This window comes from Photobacterium chitinilyticum (genome assembly GCF_004104355.1).
GTDB classification, from domain to species: Bacteria; Pseudomonadota; Gammaproteobacteria; order Enterobacterales; family Vibrionaceae; genus Photobacterium; species Photobacterium chitinilyticum.
Window position 1 is genome coordinate 350,031 of record NZ_RJLM01000005.1, and the last position, 14,373, is coordinate 364,403.

Annotated in this window: 15 protein-coding genes; 5 read left to right on the forward strand and 10 right to left on the reverse strand. The window is 46.9% G+C overall.

Annotation, left to right across the window (positions count from 1 at the left end):
- Nucleotides 1–72 precede the first annotated feature (72 nt).
- Nucleotides 73–1,017 carry a YeiH family protein gene (locus EDI28_RS14670; RefSeq protein WP_199287440.1) on the forward strand — a complete coding sequence of 315 codons (945 nt, stop codon included), beginning with the start codon at nt 73–75 and terminating at the stop codon, nt 1,015–1,017.
- Nucleotides 1,018–1,076: 59 nt separating this feature from the next.
- Here EDI28_RS14670 and EDI28_RS14675 read toward each other — a convergent pair whose 3' ends face one another.
- The 3 genes from EDI28_RS14675 to EDI28_RS14685 form a co-directional block, all read right to left on the reverse strand.
- Nucleotides 1,077–1,298 (reverse strand): hypothetical protein, encoded by a 222-nt coding sequence (locus tag EDI28_RS14675; RefSeq protein ID WP_128784628.1) that lies wholly within the window; start codon nt 1,296–1,298, stop codon nt 1,077–1,079.
- 161 nt (nt 1,299–1,459) lie between these two features.
- On the reverse strand, nt 1,460–2,764 hold the full coding sequence (locus tag EDI28_RS14680) for a Y-family DNA polymerase (RefSeq protein ID WP_128784629.1): 1,305 nt from the start codon (nt 2,762–2,764) through the stop codon (nt 1,460–1,462).
- A gap of 5 nt (nt 2,765–2,769) precedes the next feature.
- Nucleotides 2,770–3,153, reverse strand: coding sequence for a LexA family protein (locus EDI28_RS14685; protein ID WP_128784630.1), 384 nt, complete (start codon nt 3,151–3,153; stop codon nt 2,770–2,772).
- A 263-nt stretch (nt 3,154–3,416) separates the two neighbouring features.
- Here EDI28_RS14685 and EDI28_RS14690 point away from each other — a divergent pair, with 263 nt between their 5' ends.
- Nucleotides 3,417–3,821, forward strand: a complete 405-nt coding sequence (locus tag EDI28_RS14690) for an SPOR domain-containing protein (RefSeq protein ID WP_128784631.1) — start codon at nt 3,417–3,419, stop codon at nt 3,819–3,821.
- Nucleotides 3,822–3,897: 76 nt separating this feature from the next.
- Here EDI28_RS14690 and EDI28_RS14695 read toward each other — a convergent pair whose 3' ends face one another.
- Nucleotides 3,898–5,298 carry an MATE family efflux transporter gene (locus EDI28_RS14695; RefSeq protein WP_128784632.1) on the reverse strand — a complete coding sequence of 467 codons (1,401 nt, stop codon included), beginning with the start codon at nt 5,296–5,298 and terminating at the stop codon, nt 3,898–3,900.
- A gap of 132 nt (nt 5,299–5,430) precedes the next feature.
- Between EDI28_RS14695 and EDI28_RS14700 the strand changes: the two genes are divergently transcribed.
- The gene (locus tag EDI28_RS14700) at nt 5,431–6,396 is read left to right on the forward strand and encodes a LysR family transcriptional regulator (protein ID WP_128784633.1); all 966 of its coding nucleotides are present in this window, start codon (nt 5,431–5,433) and stop codon (nt 6,394–6,396) included.
- Nucleotides 6,397–6,445: 49 nt separating this feature from the next.
- Here EDI28_RS14700 and EDI28_RS14705 read toward each other — a convergent pair whose 3' ends face one another.
- Together EDI28_RS14705 and EDI28_RS14710 are read right to left on the reverse strand one after the other, a co-directional pair.
- Entirely contained in the window at nt 6,446–7,378 is a 933-nt protein-coding gene (locus tag EDI28_RS14705) for an electron transfer flavoprotein subunit alpha/FixB family protein (RefSeq protein WP_128784634.1), read from the reverse strand.
- Nucleotides 7,378–8,127, reverse strand: coding sequence for an electron transfer flavoprotein subunit beta/FixA family protein (locus EDI28_RS14710; RefSeq protein WP_128784635.1), 750 nt, complete (start codon nt 8,125–8,127; stop codon nt 7,378–7,380). Before EDI28_RS14710 ends, EDI28_RS14705 begins: the two co-directional genes overlap by 1 nt.
- Before the next feature lie 141 nt (nt 8,128–8,268).
- Between EDI28_RS14710 and EDI28_RS14715 the strand changes: the two genes are divergently transcribed.
- Nucleotides 8,269–9,915, forward strand: coding sequence for an electron transfer flavoprotein-ubiquinone oxidoreductase (locus EDI28_RS14715; RefSeq protein ID WP_128784636.1), 1,647 nt, complete (start codon nt 8,269–8,271; stop codon nt 9,913–9,915).
- Between the two features lie 3 nt (nt 9,916–9,918).
- On the opposite strand, the gene cutA is transcribed toward EDI28_RS14715, so the two are convergent.
- From cutA to EDI28_RS14735, 4 genes are all read right to left on the reverse strand, one after another.
- Entirely contained in the window at nt 9,919–10,257 is a 339-nt protein-coding gene (gene cutA / locus EDI28_RS14720) for a divalent-cation tolerance protein CutA (RefSeq protein WP_128784637.1), read from the reverse strand.
- A gap of 129 nt (nt 10,258–10,386) precedes the next feature.
- Nucleotides 10,387–12,393 (reverse strand): alpha-amylase family glycosyl hydrolase, encoded by a 2,007-nt coding sequence (locus EDI28_RS14725; RefSeq protein ID WP_199287441.1) that lies wholly within the window; start codon nt 12,391–12,393, stop codon nt 10,387–10,389.
- A gap of 373 nt (nt 12,394–12,766) precedes the next feature.
- The gene (locus tag EDI28_RS14730) at nt 12,767–13,402 is read right to left on the reverse strand and encodes a LysE family translocator (RefSeq protein ID WP_128784639.1); all 636 of its coding nucleotides are present in this window, start codon (nt 13,400–13,402) and stop codon (nt 12,767–12,769) included.
- On the reverse strand, nt 13,403–13,813 hold the full coding sequence (locus EDI28_RS14735; RefSeq protein WP_128784640.1) for an ACT domain-containing protein: 411 nt from the start codon (nt 13,811–13,813) through the stop codon (nt 13,403–13,405). It lies immediately after the preceding gene.
- Nucleotides 13,814–14,010: 197 nt separating this feature from the next.
- On the opposite strand from EDI28_RS14735, the gene EDI28_RS14740 reads away from it, so the two are divergent.
- Nucleotides 14,011–14,172 carry a CCGSCS motif protein gene (locus EDI28_RS14740; protein WP_128784641.1) on the forward strand — a complete coding sequence of 54 codons (162 nt, stop codon included), beginning with the start codon at nt 14,011–14,013 and terminating at the stop codon, nt 14,170–14,172.
- Nucleotides 14,173–14,373: the final 201 nt, after the last annotated feature.

The window sequence follows — 14,373 nt, forward strand, 5'->3', positions numbered from 1 at the left end:
AAATCTAACTAACTAAATTTTCGCGTATACTCGCAGCATTCTAATCTTGACTCTTTTGACTACTCACTAATGATGTCGCTTTCTAACTCCATCAAAAACGCCCGGACGTCTGATTACTTTTTCTTTGCTGTCGCTCTGATTTGCCTTCTTCCTTTTATTAGCTCACCCGTCGCGCTGATCTTGGGCTTCACTCTTGCCAGCCTTGGCTTGGTACCGACACATTTTAACTTAGCATCCCTTACCAAAAAACTGCTGTCATACTCCATTATCGGGCTGGGCTTCGGCATCCATCTCGATCAGGCTATCGAAGCAAGCAAACAAGGGCTGGGCCTTATCGTCGCTTCCATTTTCTTTACGCTGTTCATTGGTAACCTACTGACCAAGCTACTGAAAATTGAGCAGAAAACCGGACACCTGATTGCATCAGGTACTGCTATTTGCGGCGGAAGTGCTATCGCAGCCGTCGCGCCGGCTATCAATGCCAGAGATGATCAAACTTCCCTTGCACTGGCCACTGTGTTCGTTCTGAATTCGGTCGCATTATTTGTGTTTCCGGCTCTTGGTCATCTACTCGAGATGAGCCAGCATGCCTTTGGTACCTGGGCTGCAATCGCTATTCATGATACTTCGTCTGTTGTGGGAGCAGCCGGCGCCTATGGCGATGAGGCACTGAAAACGGCCACGACGTTAAAGCTGGCCCGCGCGCTATGGATCATTCCTATTGCTTTTGTCAGTGCGCTGATGTTTAAAGGCGATAGCAAAAAGGTTGGGGTTCCCTACTTCATCATTTTTTACTGTGTCGCTATTTTGTTCGCGCATTTTGTGCCAGATCTACAGTCGGTCTACGATCAGGTATTTTCGATTTCCAAGCGAGTTCTGGTTGTCTGTCTGTTCTTGATTGGTTCAGGGATCACGGTCCAGAAACTTCGCGCTTCCGGGTTCCAGCCTCTATTGCTGGGGATCTTACTCTGGTTGAGTATCGGTATGGGTTCGTTGGCATATATTCAGCTGGTCTAAATCAAAAGAAGAGCGAGTGTTTGGCACTCGCTCTTTTTTTACGCAACTTATCGCACTATTTATGGTGCAATATCAATTCGATCTTTGCTTCTAGATTCATTATCTGACGCCTCAGCCGAAAATTTTGCCTCTCCAGGGCTGGCCTTCCTTCTAATTGCTTTTCTTGCAACAACGAACAACAAAAGCAAAAATGCCGCCAAGTCCATCAAGGCACTCACCAGCCCCGATGTCATCACCGACAATCCCACTAGCGCCAAGACTAACCCTGTCCATTTAACCATCCGCTTACCTTTCCCACTCAGGCACTATTATCTTGCTATATTATCGGAAAGATTCGGGGGGAAAGAAAAATACCCTTTATCTCTATGAAATTCAAAACGGTTATAAACAAACAAGAATGCGAGCATTTTTATTATAAGAGTGTTATTCGTAATACCTGTATTTAGCATTTAGCTATTTGCAGTTCATTCAATCGGGTGGTCCAGCGGTTTGACCGGAAAGCCTGCCGCATATGCCAATTGGTGGAACCTATCACCGAGGCAGGTTTGATGCCATTCTTGAATCGGGCATTCACTTTATCCGTAAGTGCCATCAGATCTCGTCGCTTCATTTCTTCCAGCGCACTGGTATCAAACATATCGAGCTGAAAGTTATCATTTTGAGCATCAGTCAGCTCATCGAGGATCACGCCTATTTTCTGGTATTCAAATCCCGGCTTGTACACGCAATCTAGCTGTTCCAGCGCAGACGCTAAAAACTTATAAGAATCCTGGCTTGGACATACTAGCGTTCGGACACAGCTCTTATTATGCTGAGGAAGGTTTTTATAGCGATTCGTCCGCAAGAAAATACTGACAAGACCGGCTTGACTGCCTTGCTTTCGTAGCTTCTCTCCTGCTCGCTGACAGTGGAAGGCCAAGGCGGCTTTCAGTTCATCGAGATTATTAATCCCGACACCGAAGCTTCGGCTGGACAATATTTGCTTTCTCTTTTCATCGATATCGCCCGGTGAAATACAGGCTGTTCCCTGCAATTCCAATACCGTACGAGCCAGCCCAACGTTCCATAACCTGCGCATATCTACCGAGCTCTTCTCTGCCAGCTGCAAAGCATTATCAATCCCCGTGGTGCGTAACCGTGTGGCTGTTTTGGCGCCAATTCCCCAGATAGACTGAATGTCGGTTCGCTCTAGCAACCAACGGCGCTTATGGTCAGTATCTATCTCAATCACGCCATCGACACGACTTTCATACTGTTTGGCAGCCTCATTCCCCAACTTGGCCAACGTTGGCGTTGCTCCGATACCGACTCGAACCGGTAAGCCAATGTTTCGCTCAATCGCGTCACGCAGCTGTTGGCCGTAGCCAGTTAACCCATGATGCTGAAGCCCGTCCAGACGGACAAAGGCCTCATCAATTGAATACTGCTCGACATGGGGAGAGAACAGATAGAGTTCCTCGATAAAGCGTCGGCTCATATCTGCATACAAGGTATAGTTCGAACTTCTGACTTCCACACCCAGCTTTCGAGCCTCTCGCTCAATCTTGAACCAAGGCGCCCCCCGCTTGATACCCAGCGCCTTCGCCTGCTCTGACAAGGCGACACAGCAGCCGTCATTGTTCGATAGCACGACAACAGGTTTATTGGCGAGCGAAGGGTCAAACAGCTGCTCACAGCTGCAGTAGAAACTTTTTGCGTCAACCAGTGCCCATATCTGATGCTGGTAACCGTCAAAGCCTTTAGCCATTACTTTTAACCCAGCAAATTATGAATATTGCGGGTAACGACACCAAAGATCTCCGAATCTTCTGGCATTGGAAATGGCTTGTAACTGGCATTTTCCGCCTTCAACCACCACGCATTATCATGGCGCACTACACGCTTACAGGTAAATTCGTCATAAATACGTGCAATAACAACCCGCCCGGGAACCACTGCCTCGGCCCGATCGACAACAAGCAGGTCACCATCATAAATACCGGCACCAATCATTGAATCACCAGAAGCACGGAGAAAAAAAGTCGCGTTCGGGTTACGGATCAAGTAATCATCCAGATCCAAATCTTCCTGATGCCCGTCTGCCGGGGATGGAAATCCGCATTTTACCGACTCTAAAAAAACAGGTAAGACCGCCATATTTCACTCGCCAAAAATACTGTATTTATATACAGTCTAATCGAGACTGGATAGAATAGTCACTATTCCGGTGTGTATTTTATGTATGGATGCACAGTATTTAGGCAAGTGCCGAGAATTGATGAAGTTTCATACTCTATATGACGCAAAAAACAGCGAACAGACTTCAGCGTTTAGTTTTATGCATCAATTATTTACCTTATTGGTAAACTTGCCGCCTAAAAAAGATATCTAATAAATATGAAAGCTATAGGAGACATTGGATGCATAAGATTTTTGCGTTAGTGGCGCTACTCTTTATTGCAGGCTGCTCAACGACACAGACGACCCACACAGAAAGCCAGTGTATCGGAGCTATGACTACACAAGAGGCTTATGGGCACCTGGATCCTAATCGTTTTACCATTCAGGTGCTGGCCCTCAGTGAAGAACGTGATATTCGAAACTATATTCGAGAAATCAAAGGACAGGATCCAATTTGGGTTAACTGGAAACACAGCCTGGGTAACCGCTGGTATGCCGTTATATACGGTGACTTTGCCACTAAGAAGGAGGCTAAACGAATTATAGACAGCCTGCCTCCTCAGATTCGCCAGCAAGGACCTTTTGTCCGCAGCTTTGCTGAGGTATTGAACGACAAGCAAACGGATGTATTTCGGATGCGTTAATAGTGAAAAGAGAAAATGAAAACAACAAAAAGCCGGAATCACATTTCCGGCTTTTTGTTTGTCACTACTGATGGCATTAAGTCAACAACGCTGAACTCTCCTGAGCAACAAGTTCACTGCTCTCTTCCCTGACCAAGTCTTGCCTGACCAGACGTTCGAAATGAGTTAAATGTCTGAACAATAAAATCACCAGCATAATCCCTGTTGCAGCCAATCCGACGCCCAAACCGGCCCAGACACCTTCCAGCCCCATTTGCTTCATCAACAACCAGGCAGCAGGCAAACCAATCAACCAATAACCAATCACTGTCGAAATCGTCGGACCAATAACCACTTTCATTCCGCGTAAAATACTGATCGCAGCTAACTGCCAGGCATCTACCACAAAACACAGCGCAACCATGATCATGACACTCGGCAGTGCCAATACCAGCTCTGTTGCAAGCTCATCACCCTCTACACTGAACACCTGGGTCAGAAACTCCGGCCACACACTCACCAACACTCCAATAACGGCGCTGGTCGCCGTAACCATGAACAGGCCTTGTATAGCATAACGGCGAACCAGCGCCGGCTCCTTGCTACCAACATGCTGGCTAACCAAAATAGAAGCCGCCTGGGAAAAACCAAAGGCAATGTTCCATGACAGGTTAAGACACTGAAGCGCAATCTGATGGATGGCCAACGAAACCGCCCCCAACGTACCGGCAAGCAAAGCGGCACCAGAAAACAAAGCATGCTCCAGCAGTGTGGCTATCATGATTGGCACACCAATCCCCAGCAACGGCACCATGGTACCAAGACGGTATTCATGCAGTTTGTGCAGCGGATTATATTGACTGTACTTTGAATGGCTAAATACCCAGTAGCCGTAACCCAACATGATAATAAATGCGGCCAACGAGGTGCCGTAGCCCAAACCTGCCAGCCCCATTTCCCAATGGAAAGCAAACAAATAGCTTAGCGGTACATTAAGTACAACAGTTGCCGCAGACATAATCATGACCGAGCGGGTATCGCCAAAGGCGCTAACCAAGCTACGTAAAACCAACAAAATCAACGTAGGCAACATTGCCCATTTCAACGCATCAAGGTAATCCATAGCCAATACGACGGCCTGAGGATCTTGCTTCGCCACCACCAAAAGATCATGCATCATGAAGAAAACAGGCTGAAGAGCAACGGTCAGGATCAAGGCCAGCAACACGCCGCCTTTAAGAGAAGAACTCACTTCCGCATCACCGGCTTCCGGTTGCTTAACTCGCTTGCCGTATGCAATCGCAATCAAGTTGGCGACACAGCCCACCGTACTACCGGCAATAATAAACACAATCGAATAAACAGTAGCGCCCAGACCGCCACCTGCTATCGCCATAATACTGAGCTGTGCCATCATCCAAACGTCGGTAAAAACCAATAATTGAGCAACAAGCTGCGAAATGATGAGCGGTACAGCCAGCCCAACCAGTTTTTTCATAAATTCCCCTTCTTTGATACCCAAACTGCAGCTTGGGTATATTGTGGTAATTTATGAATATTACTGTTGAATTTCAAGCGACTTTTATGGCACTTTAGCATGCATAAAACTCATGCAAAGACTTGCCTACTGATGAAGAAAAGACATACCCTGCTTCCCCCTTCTTTAAATGGACTAAGGGTATTTGAAGCAGCAGCCAGACACCTTAGTTTTACACTCGCCGCCTCTGAGTTAAATGTGACTCAGAGTGCTGTCAGCCGTCAAATACGACAATTAGAAGAACACTTTGGTTTTTCACTATTTATTCGTCGTCATCGTGCACTCTCCCTGACAGACGAAGGAAAGGAAATTGCGCTGCTGCTTACCCGGCAATACAGTGAGCTGAACAGTTCAATTCAGCAACTTAAAGGAAAAGAAAACGAGCCCCTTCGAGTCAAGGTGGCAATGAGTTTTGCGGTACGCTGGTTGATCCCTCGTTTACATTCCTTTAAGGAACACTACCCAACACTGGATATCGTTCTGTCATCAACCATGGGACATACCAGCGAGGAGCTCAGGCTGAGTGACGATGACTATGATGTGGCGATTTACGGTATGCAGAAAGAGTCAAAGAACCCATATCAGAAGAACTTTCTCAGAAAGGAATACTTGGCACCGGTCTATTCAGAATTGCTGACCAAAACCGACCAACCGGTAGATATTGATACACTGCTAACCTATCAACGCCTTCATCCGACACCTGACCGGACTGACTGGCGGGTATGGCTGAAACGAAATAAAAAGTCCCACCTGATGAACAACTCCGGCCTGACGTTTGATACATTGGACATGGCGTTAACGTCCTGCTTTGCTGGACAAGGCGTAACAATCACCGATCTCATGCTGGTGGTTCATGAGCTTAAACAGGGATATCTGCAGTTACCCAAGTCGGCAACCATCATTGATGGTCCGTGGCAATACTATTACCACAGCCAAATACAAAGTGACGCGGTCACTCACTTTATTACCTGGCTAAAAAACCAACAGGCTGCAGAGAAAACTCAACTATTTGAAATGGCAAAAAACCACGGTTGGCAAATTATCGAAAATGATGGTTAACGCAGTATCCCGATAAACCATGCCTATAAGCCGGGCCCACAAACAGCAATTACAGCGAATCGATAAGCTCGGGGAGCAGTTCAAACAGGTCGCCGACTAAACCATAATCGGCAATTTGGAAAATCGGCGCATCCGGATCACTGTTGATCGCCACGATCACTTTCGAGTCTTTCATTCCCGCAAGGTGCTGTATGGCACCGGAAATACCCACCGCAATATACAGCTCTGGAGCGACAATCTTTCCCGTCTGACCGACTTGCAAGTCATTAGACACAAAACCGGCATCTACTGCTGCACGTGATGCCCCGATAGCACCTCCCAGCTTGTCAGCCAGCTTTTCAACCAGAGCAAAGCTTTCACTGTTTCCAAGCCCCCGCCCGCCCGATACTACAACCCGTGCTACTGCCAGCTCCGGACGCTCACTTTCCACAGCCTGCTTGCTAACAAACTGAGTCATATCATTAGCAACAACGATATCCAGCTCAGACACTGAAGCTACTTGAGTATCTTGTTCCTGTGCCGGCTCAAATGCAGCACAGCGGATGGTGATCACCTTGATGGGATCATTCGACTTTACCGCTGCCAATGCATTACCGGCGTATATTGGACGTATCACCGTATCTGCATTTTTAATCTGAATAACATCTGATAGCTGACCGACATCAAGCAATGCTGCCACGCGAGGCAGCAGATTTTTACCGAAGGTTGTTGCCGGTGCCAAAATATGGGTATATCGCTGAGCGACTTCGGCAATCAAGGCAGACAGACTCTCGGCGAGTTGATGCTCATAGACAGCATTATCAGCCAGCAATACTTCAGCAACGCCTGTAACCTTGCCTACCTCATCGGCAACGGCACGGCACCGGGCGCCGGCAACCAGTACCGACACCGAAGGTGATAGTGCCATAGCTGCATTAACCACTTTCAGGGTATCTGGCGAGAGAGACACGTTGTTATGTTCTGCAATGATTAACGTAGCCATTAGATCACCTTCGCTTCGTTTTTCAGCTTGTCCACCAGCTCCGATACCGAAGCGACTCGTACTCCGCCCTGCCTCTCTGGCGGTGGCATAACCTCTATTACTTCCTGATGCCGGACAATATCAACACCGAGCTCTGCGACAGTCAGTTGCTCCATTGGCTTTTTCTTGGCTTTCATAATATTTGGCAATGAAGCATAGCGAGGTTCATTCAAGCGCAAATCTGTACTGATAATTGCCGGTAAGGTCAAACTTAGCGTCTCTAAACCGCCATCTATCTCGCGGGTAACCGTGACAGCGTCACCTTTGATAATTACTTCGGACGCAAATGTTCCTTGCGGAAGCTGTGTAAGCGCGGATAACATCTGGGCGACCTGGTTATTGTCCGTGTCGATGGATTGCTTTCCCATCAAAACCAGTCTCGGTTGTTCTCTCTCCATCACTGATTGGAGTGCTTTGGCAACAGTTATTGGTTCAAGCCCTGTTTCTGCTTCAATGTGGATAGCACGATCAGCGCCCAGTGCCAGTGCCGTTCTGAGTTGCTCCTGACAATTTATTTCTCCGGCTGAAACTACGATAACTTCATCAGCTACTCCGGCTTCTTTAAGCCTGACAGCCTCTTCCACGGCAATCTCGCAAAAAGGGTTCATAGACATCTTGACGTTATTGGTTTCAACGCCGGAGCCATCACTTTTCACCCTGATTTTTACGTAAGGATCAATCACTCGCTTTATTGCTACCAGTACCTTCACAATGCTTTCCTTTTCAAACAGTCAGCAAAAATTATGCACTTGGCCAAGTACACTTTGAGCCTAGTTGAATTTACGTTTACGTCAACTGGACTATATTTACCTGTAATGAATGCGATTAAGCTGGCAGTTTGGAAGGTACGCATGGAAAAAGAATGCATGGAATTCGATGTTGTCATCGTTGGTGCTGGCCCTGCTGGCCTATCTGCCGCCTGTCGGATTATGCAGTTGGCGCAGGAGCAAGATCAGCCTTTGTCTGTCTGTGTGGTCGAGAAAGGGGCCGAAGTCGGTGCGCATATATTATCTGGCGCCATCTTCGAGCACAAAGCCCTTGATGAGCTTTTCCCTGACTGGGAGCGGCTCAATGCACCGCTTCATACCGCGGTATCTGAAGATCATTTCTGCCTGTTAACAAACCCAAACAACTATTTGACTGTACCCGAGAACTTCACTCCCCAACCGATGCTGAATGAAGGGAACTTCGTTATTAGCCTCGCCAACTTCTGTCGCTGGCTAGCACAACAAGCCGAAAATGCTGGTGTCGAGATTTTCCCGGGATTCGCTGCGGCCGACATTCTCTACGACAAACAAGGAGCCGTTGCCGGTATTGTCACCTCTGACATGGGGCTAGATAAAAGCGGAGAACAGAAAAGTACTTTCGAACCCGGCATTGCGCTAAAAGCAAAATATACAATTTTTGCCGAAGGTGCTCGCGGCCATTTGGGCAAGCAGCTTATCGCCAACTTCCAGCTGGACTATAACAAACAGCCCCAGCACTATGCATTGGGGATCAAAGAGCTCTGGGAGGTGCCGTCGGAGCTTCACCAACCAGGATTGGTTATCCATGGCGTTGGCTGGCCATTGAATCAATCAGATACCACCGGAGGCAGCTTCCTATATCACCTTGAAGACAATCAAGTCGCTGTTGGGTTGATTGTTGACCTGAACTATCACAACCCTTATCTCAGCCCGTTTGATGAATTTCAGCAAATGAAGCATCACCCGCTATTCAGCCGCTATTTAACAGGTGGTAGCCGAATTGCCTACGGTGCACGGGCTATCACTAAGGGAGGGCTATCCTCTCTGCCTAGACAGCAATTTCCCGGCGGGGTGTTAGTCGGGTGTGATGCCGGTACACTGAACTTTGCCAAAATCAAGGGCAGCCATACCGCAATGAAGTCTGGAATGCTGGCAGCTGAAGCTGTCTTTAGCGAAATCAACCAAGGCTTCCACCAAACCATACCGGGCTATGAACGCTTGTTTGGCGAATCATGGCTCTATAAAGAACTGTATGAATCCCGCAACTTCGGCGCGCAAATCCATAAGTTTGGTACTCTGATAGGCGGTGCTCTAGCCACTATTGAACATAACTGGTTAAAACATCGAGTTTCCTGGACAGTCGCCGATCAGAAAGCTGATCACGAATGCCTACGGCCGATAGAACAATGCCCACCAATTAGCTACCCCAAACCAGACGGCATACTCAGTTTCGATAAACCGTCTTCGGTCTATTTGTCGGCAACACAACATGAAGAAAACCAACCATGCCACCTCAAGCTCAGGGATCCGGTGCTCCCAATCACCGTCCACCAATCCCTCTATGGCGAGCCAAGTCAACGTTATTGCCCTGCGGGAGTTTATGAGATTGTCACCAATGGCGATACGCCCAAATTCCAAATCAATGCAGCCAACTGTGTTCACTGCAAAACCTGCGACATTAAAGATCCCTCGCAAAATATTACCTGGGTGGCTCCGGAAGGTGGTGGCGGGCCGAATTATCCGAACATGTAACGCCTAGCTCTTACATTCAGATCGAATCCAGTTCAAATAGTCCGGCAATCCAGCCGTAATAGGAAGCTGGACTATTTCAGGCGTCTCATAGTCATGGTTAGCCAATATCTCAGCCTCTACCTCCGGGTAAAGCGTTGAGGTTGTCTTGATCATAACAAGCTTTTCCTGATCTTGATTAACTTCCCCCTTCCAGTGGTAGTAACTGTCAATCACCTGTACCTGCACACAAGCCGCCAAACGTTTCTCTATTAGCGAGTGAATCATTTTCTTTCCGATAGCCTCATCAGAAAACGTAGTCATCACCATGCAGTATCCATGTCCGTTTTCATGCTCTTTTGCCATGATTGTCTCTATTTATCTCAATGATATTTAGCCAATATACTAATAATACTATCAAAAAAGGGAGCCATCAGGCTCCCTTGGGTAAATATCATGAATCAGCTTATACCAATCAGGATAAACGGGGTGATGTTATGGACACTTAGAGACCATGATTTGCTGAGGCTGACCGTCTGAACTGAATTCTAAGCTCCATACATAACGCCCGGCTTCTGGAATGGTAACGGCGGTATCCTTGCCGTAACCGCCACGCGCAAGAACGCCTTTCTCGCCAGCCTTCAGGCTTAAACCGTCAGCAGTAAACTGCGGAGTCCAGTCTCGACTTGCATACTGCATACGAAATGCGCCAGCTTGCTCTTCCTTAACAACCTGATAGACATTGCTCCCCTTGTACTGGAAAGCGCGTTTCGGCTTGTGTTTCCACCCTGAATCAGAAAAATCGCCAACAACATACAGTGTTTCACCAATCGGTCCTGCTTCTTCAACCGTCGGGTTCTCACACTGCGCCATGAATCCTTCCCCAGCAAGGGATACTGCGGCAGCAGTCTTCACTTTCACACCGGCAGCAGATGGTTTCTCGATAGATAGGAAACGAGCTTCAAAAGCAGTTAGGGGGATATAGTATTTGCCATCTTGCATCTTGATACGATCGCCAGACATCAAATCCACCAAAACGCCTTCGGAACCGACATCAGCACTTTCCAAAGGGATTATATCCGCTCTGGATGATGTGCTTACCATATAGAGCAACGCTTCATTTTCTGCCTGCTTATGATCAACATAAACAGCATCAGTTGCCATCACATTCGTTCTCTTACCGCTGGACAATGCCGGATGGTTAGCTCGCATAGCCATCAGCTTAGACACATAGTCACGCAGCTCAGCCTGACGCCCACTAAGTGACACTGTCACGCCGTCAATTTTCGCACTGGTACGGGCAACATGGTCATCGCACAGCCCACGGACAGCACAATCGTCCCCACCATTCTTGTCCGCATAGCCGTCAAGCTGATCGCCAATTTCTTCACCGTAATACATGGTTATTGGGCCAGTATAAGCCGCCTGAAATGATAGCGCAGCTTTATGGCGCAACCAGTATTCGGCATCTTCCGGAGAAGCGATATTGCCGCGTTGCAGCAAGTCTCCTAACCTGACCAAATCATGGTTGCCTAACATCAAGTTCGGCTTGGCATGATCCGGATACAGTTTGTGTAAATCCATACCTTCAGCTAACCACTCTCCGCCTTTGCCACCGACACTGTTTTCATTGACTGCGAAAGTTTCAACCACACGATAGCGAACCGGGAAGTCAAATGCCGAGCATAGCGCTGGATCTTCCTGCTTACCGTAGCCGGTTTCATTGATATAGTTTTGGTTGTTCCAAATTTCAGCCACCATGTAGCCCAGAGGATTAACGGTTTCACCCTGGTCATTGGTGTAGGTCACCGACTTCGAAGCATTATCTACACTTTTACGGATTTCTTTCCATGCATCAGTAGGAACCTGATAGGCCTGATCCAAACGCCAGCCATCAATCTTCAACTCTTTGATCCAATATGTGGCCACTTCTTGATAGAAGGCCAAGCTTTCCGGGTAGCTCACCGGGTTGTTTTCACCCTGAGGCAATCGGCCTTCAGGTGACGGAACAACATTACCTTTATGATGGCCAAAGACACCGTCGAAGAATACATACAGGCCTTTTTCGTGCGCTTTATTGACGAGCTCACGGGCTTTTTCCATCGTACCAAAACGGGGATCAATGGCGAAATAATTACTGGTGAAATAGCCCGTTGCATCCAAGCGATCGGCCCAATGATCTTGACCTTCCATCGGAACGGATTCAAAAATCGGTGTCAGCCAAATAGCATTCACACCCAGAGAGTCAATGTAGTCCAACGAGTCAATAATACCTTGCAGATCACCTTTGTGATGGCTGGTACCGTAACCTGTGCCGTGGCCAATGGTGTCATCACCATTAACAAAACTCTCGACCATCACCTGATAAATGCGCAAATCATCAGCCTTAGCTGTTGTTGTCGCATCACAAGCATAAATGGATGTCTCAGACGCAGGTAAAGAGCTGGAACTACCGCACGCAGAAAGTGTCGCAGCAACAGCCAGCGCAAGGCAAGATTTCATGTTCCTTGTTATCACAATGGTCTCCTTGATTATATTTATAAGGTACATTGCGATTATCAGTTAATCGCAATTTCCTGAGACCATCCCTAAAGGGCTTTTAAGCGGCGTAGATAAGGGGGAGTAGATACAAATAATGATACCGGGTGCCGAATAGGCACAAATACAATTAAGGAAGCAAAAAAAATGAGAACCAGAACATACTTTCACTATCCTCACTAGCATTTAACCAATGAACAATATGTTAACTAGATCAGATATATACTATCAAAAAAACGCGAAACGGCTATCCGTGATAGCCGCCACATTTAGATAATATAATTATCAAGAACTAACTTAATGTAAACTTTGAAGCTAAATACTGAAGTTTTTTTCATTACGCACGACTGTTGCTAAATGCAATTTTGGCTGCTAGTCCGATTAATAACAGCCCTGACACGCCTTCAATAATACGGCTGAAACGTGATGCTTTGGCACTATTCACAATCCAGGTACCGAGCATTGCATAAGAGGCATTGCACAAGGTCGCCAAACCACAAAATAGCAAACCGAGTACTAACAGCTGGTAGGTTGCTGACGAAGCTAGTGACGTATCAATAAACTGGGGTAAAAATGATAAAAAGAACATTGCCACTTTCGGGTTCAATACACTTACAATAACTCCCTGCTTAAACACATTCGCAGGTTCGTTCCCCTGCTCTGTCAGTGTCAGCTTCGACTCCCCTTTCACGAAGTTTCTAAGCGATGAAAACCCAAGATACAGCAAGTAAGCCGCGCCGAGGAATTTCACCACAAGAAATGCATACGCCGAGCTCAAAATCAGGGCCGATAAGCCAAACACGGCAGCAAAGGTATGGAACATATAGCCAACACCCAACCCTAAAGCCGCTTGAGTACCGGCAGAAGCCTTACCCTTCATTGTATTTGATACGATATATATAACATCAGGACCGGGGATTAGATTCAGTGTTAATGACGCGATGGCAAAAAGTAGAATCGTATGCATATCCATTTAACTGCTTTTCCTTATATGAAACTCTTTCAGGGCCGCAACGGCGAGCTCTGCTTTATCCGACTGTACAAAAACATGGTCATGATAATACGCTGCAATCACATTTGCACTGATCCCCTTATCGGCTAACTTGTTCGCCACAGCCGCAGTCAGGCCAACGGCATCAAGGCTCGAATGAACAGTCAGTGTTATTGCTTTAAATATGGAATCGTAAGAGTATCCATGCTGTTTGGCAATTTGCTCATCCAACACCAATGTCATGCCTTCGTCTTCCAAGAAACTGGCAATAGGTTTCAGCCTGGCGACAAGCTCATAGTCTTTTGATTCAACCGTGCAAAAGACAAACTCGCCCTCACGAATTTGAGGCTCCATATTTTGCAATAGAACATCGAGATCGGTAATCCCAGACATAGCGCGCTCCTTAGGTAAACTCATACCAAAGTCAAAATATATACCATTGAAAAGTCGGCACTGTCACCTTGCTCAGTCAGTGTGTGACGTATCACATCATAATCTCCACCTCCGTAGTTGACTAAAACAGTCAGGAATAATAACATGCATTAGAAATACAACTTAATAGCCAAAGATTAATAGTCGGAGACGGTAGCATGACCATTTCATTCAAGAAGTTTTTCAAAAAATCAGATGACGAGCAAACTAAAGTGGGCAAAGAACAAACCGCAGAACAGGCTCAGCCAGAGAACCAGGATAAAGAAAAGAAAGGCAAACACGGTGAACCCGGCTTCTGCTGTGGGTCGTGCTCGCAATAAACAAAAGAAGCAGAGAAACTTACTGGCTTACCAGATTCCATAAGAACTACCGGCACTGCAGTTTCGGTAGTTCTTAATATATTTAATCGCCATAGTGCTGAAATTCCATATAACCGAGTCTCGGTACAAAACTCAATGTCACTGAAATCGCATTCAATAACAAATACATCAAAAAGCTGTTTTAACTAACATGCCACACAC

Excerpts from the sequence above, each read along its gene's own strand:
- EDI28_RS14670 (WP_199287440.1), top strand. The coding sequence starts at position 73 with ATGTCGCTTTCTAACTCCATCAAAAACGCCCGGACGTCTGATTACTTT.
- EDI28_RS14675 (WP_128784628.1), bottom strand. The coding sequence starts at position 1,298 with ATGGTTAAATGGACAGGGTTAGTCTTGGCGCTAGTGGGATTGTCGGTG.
- EDI28_RS14680 (WP_128784629.1), bottom strand. The coding sequence starts at position 2,764 with ATGGCTAAAGGCTTTGACGGTTACCAGCATCAGATATGGGCACTGGTT.
- EDI28_RS14685 (WP_128784630.1), bottom strand. The coding sequence starts at position 3,153 with ATGGCGGTCTTACCTGTTTTTTTAGAGTCGGTAAAATGCGGATTTCCA.
- EDI28_RS14690 (WP_128784631.1), top strand. The coding sequence starts at position 3,417 with ATGCATAAGATTTTTGCGTTAGTGGCGCTACTCTTTATTGCAGGCTGC.
- EDI28_RS14695 (WP_128784632.1), bottom strand. The coding sequence starts at position 5,298 with ATGAAAAAACTGGTTGGGCTGGCTGTACCGCTCATCATTTCGCAGCTT.
- EDI28_RS14700 (WP_128784633.1), top strand. The coding sequence starts at position 5,431 with ATGAAGAAAAGACATACCCTGCTTCCCCCTTCTTTAAATGGACTAAGG.
- EDI28_RS14705 (WP_128784634.1), bottom strand. The coding sequence starts at position 7,378 with ATGGCTACGTTAATCATTGCAGAACATAACAACGTGTCTCTCTCGCCA.
- EDI28_RS14715 (WP_128784636.1), top strand. The coding sequence starts at position 8,269 with ATGGAAAAAGAATGCATGGAATTCGATGTTGTCATCGTTGGTGCTGGC.
- cutA (WP_128784637.1), bottom strand. The coding sequence starts at position 10,257 with ATGGCAAAAGAGCATGAAAACGGACATGGATACTGCATGGTGATGACT.
- EDI28_RS14725 (WP_199287441.1), bottom strand. The coding sequence starts at position 12,393 with ATGAAATCTTGCCTTGCGCTGGCTGTTGCTGCGACACTTTCTGCGTGC.
- EDI28_RS14730 (WP_128784639.1), bottom strand. The coding sequence starts at position 13,402 with ATGGATATGCATACGATTCTACTTTTTGCCATCGCGTCATTAACACTG.
- EDI28_RS14735 (WP_128784640.1), bottom strand. The coding sequence starts at position 13,813 with ATGTCTGGGATTACCGATCTCGATGTTCTATTGCAAAATATGGAGCCT.
- EDI28_RS14740 (WP_128784641.1), top strand. The coding sequence starts at position 14,011 with ATGACCATTTCATTCAAGAAGTTTTTCAAAAAATCAGATGACGAGCAA.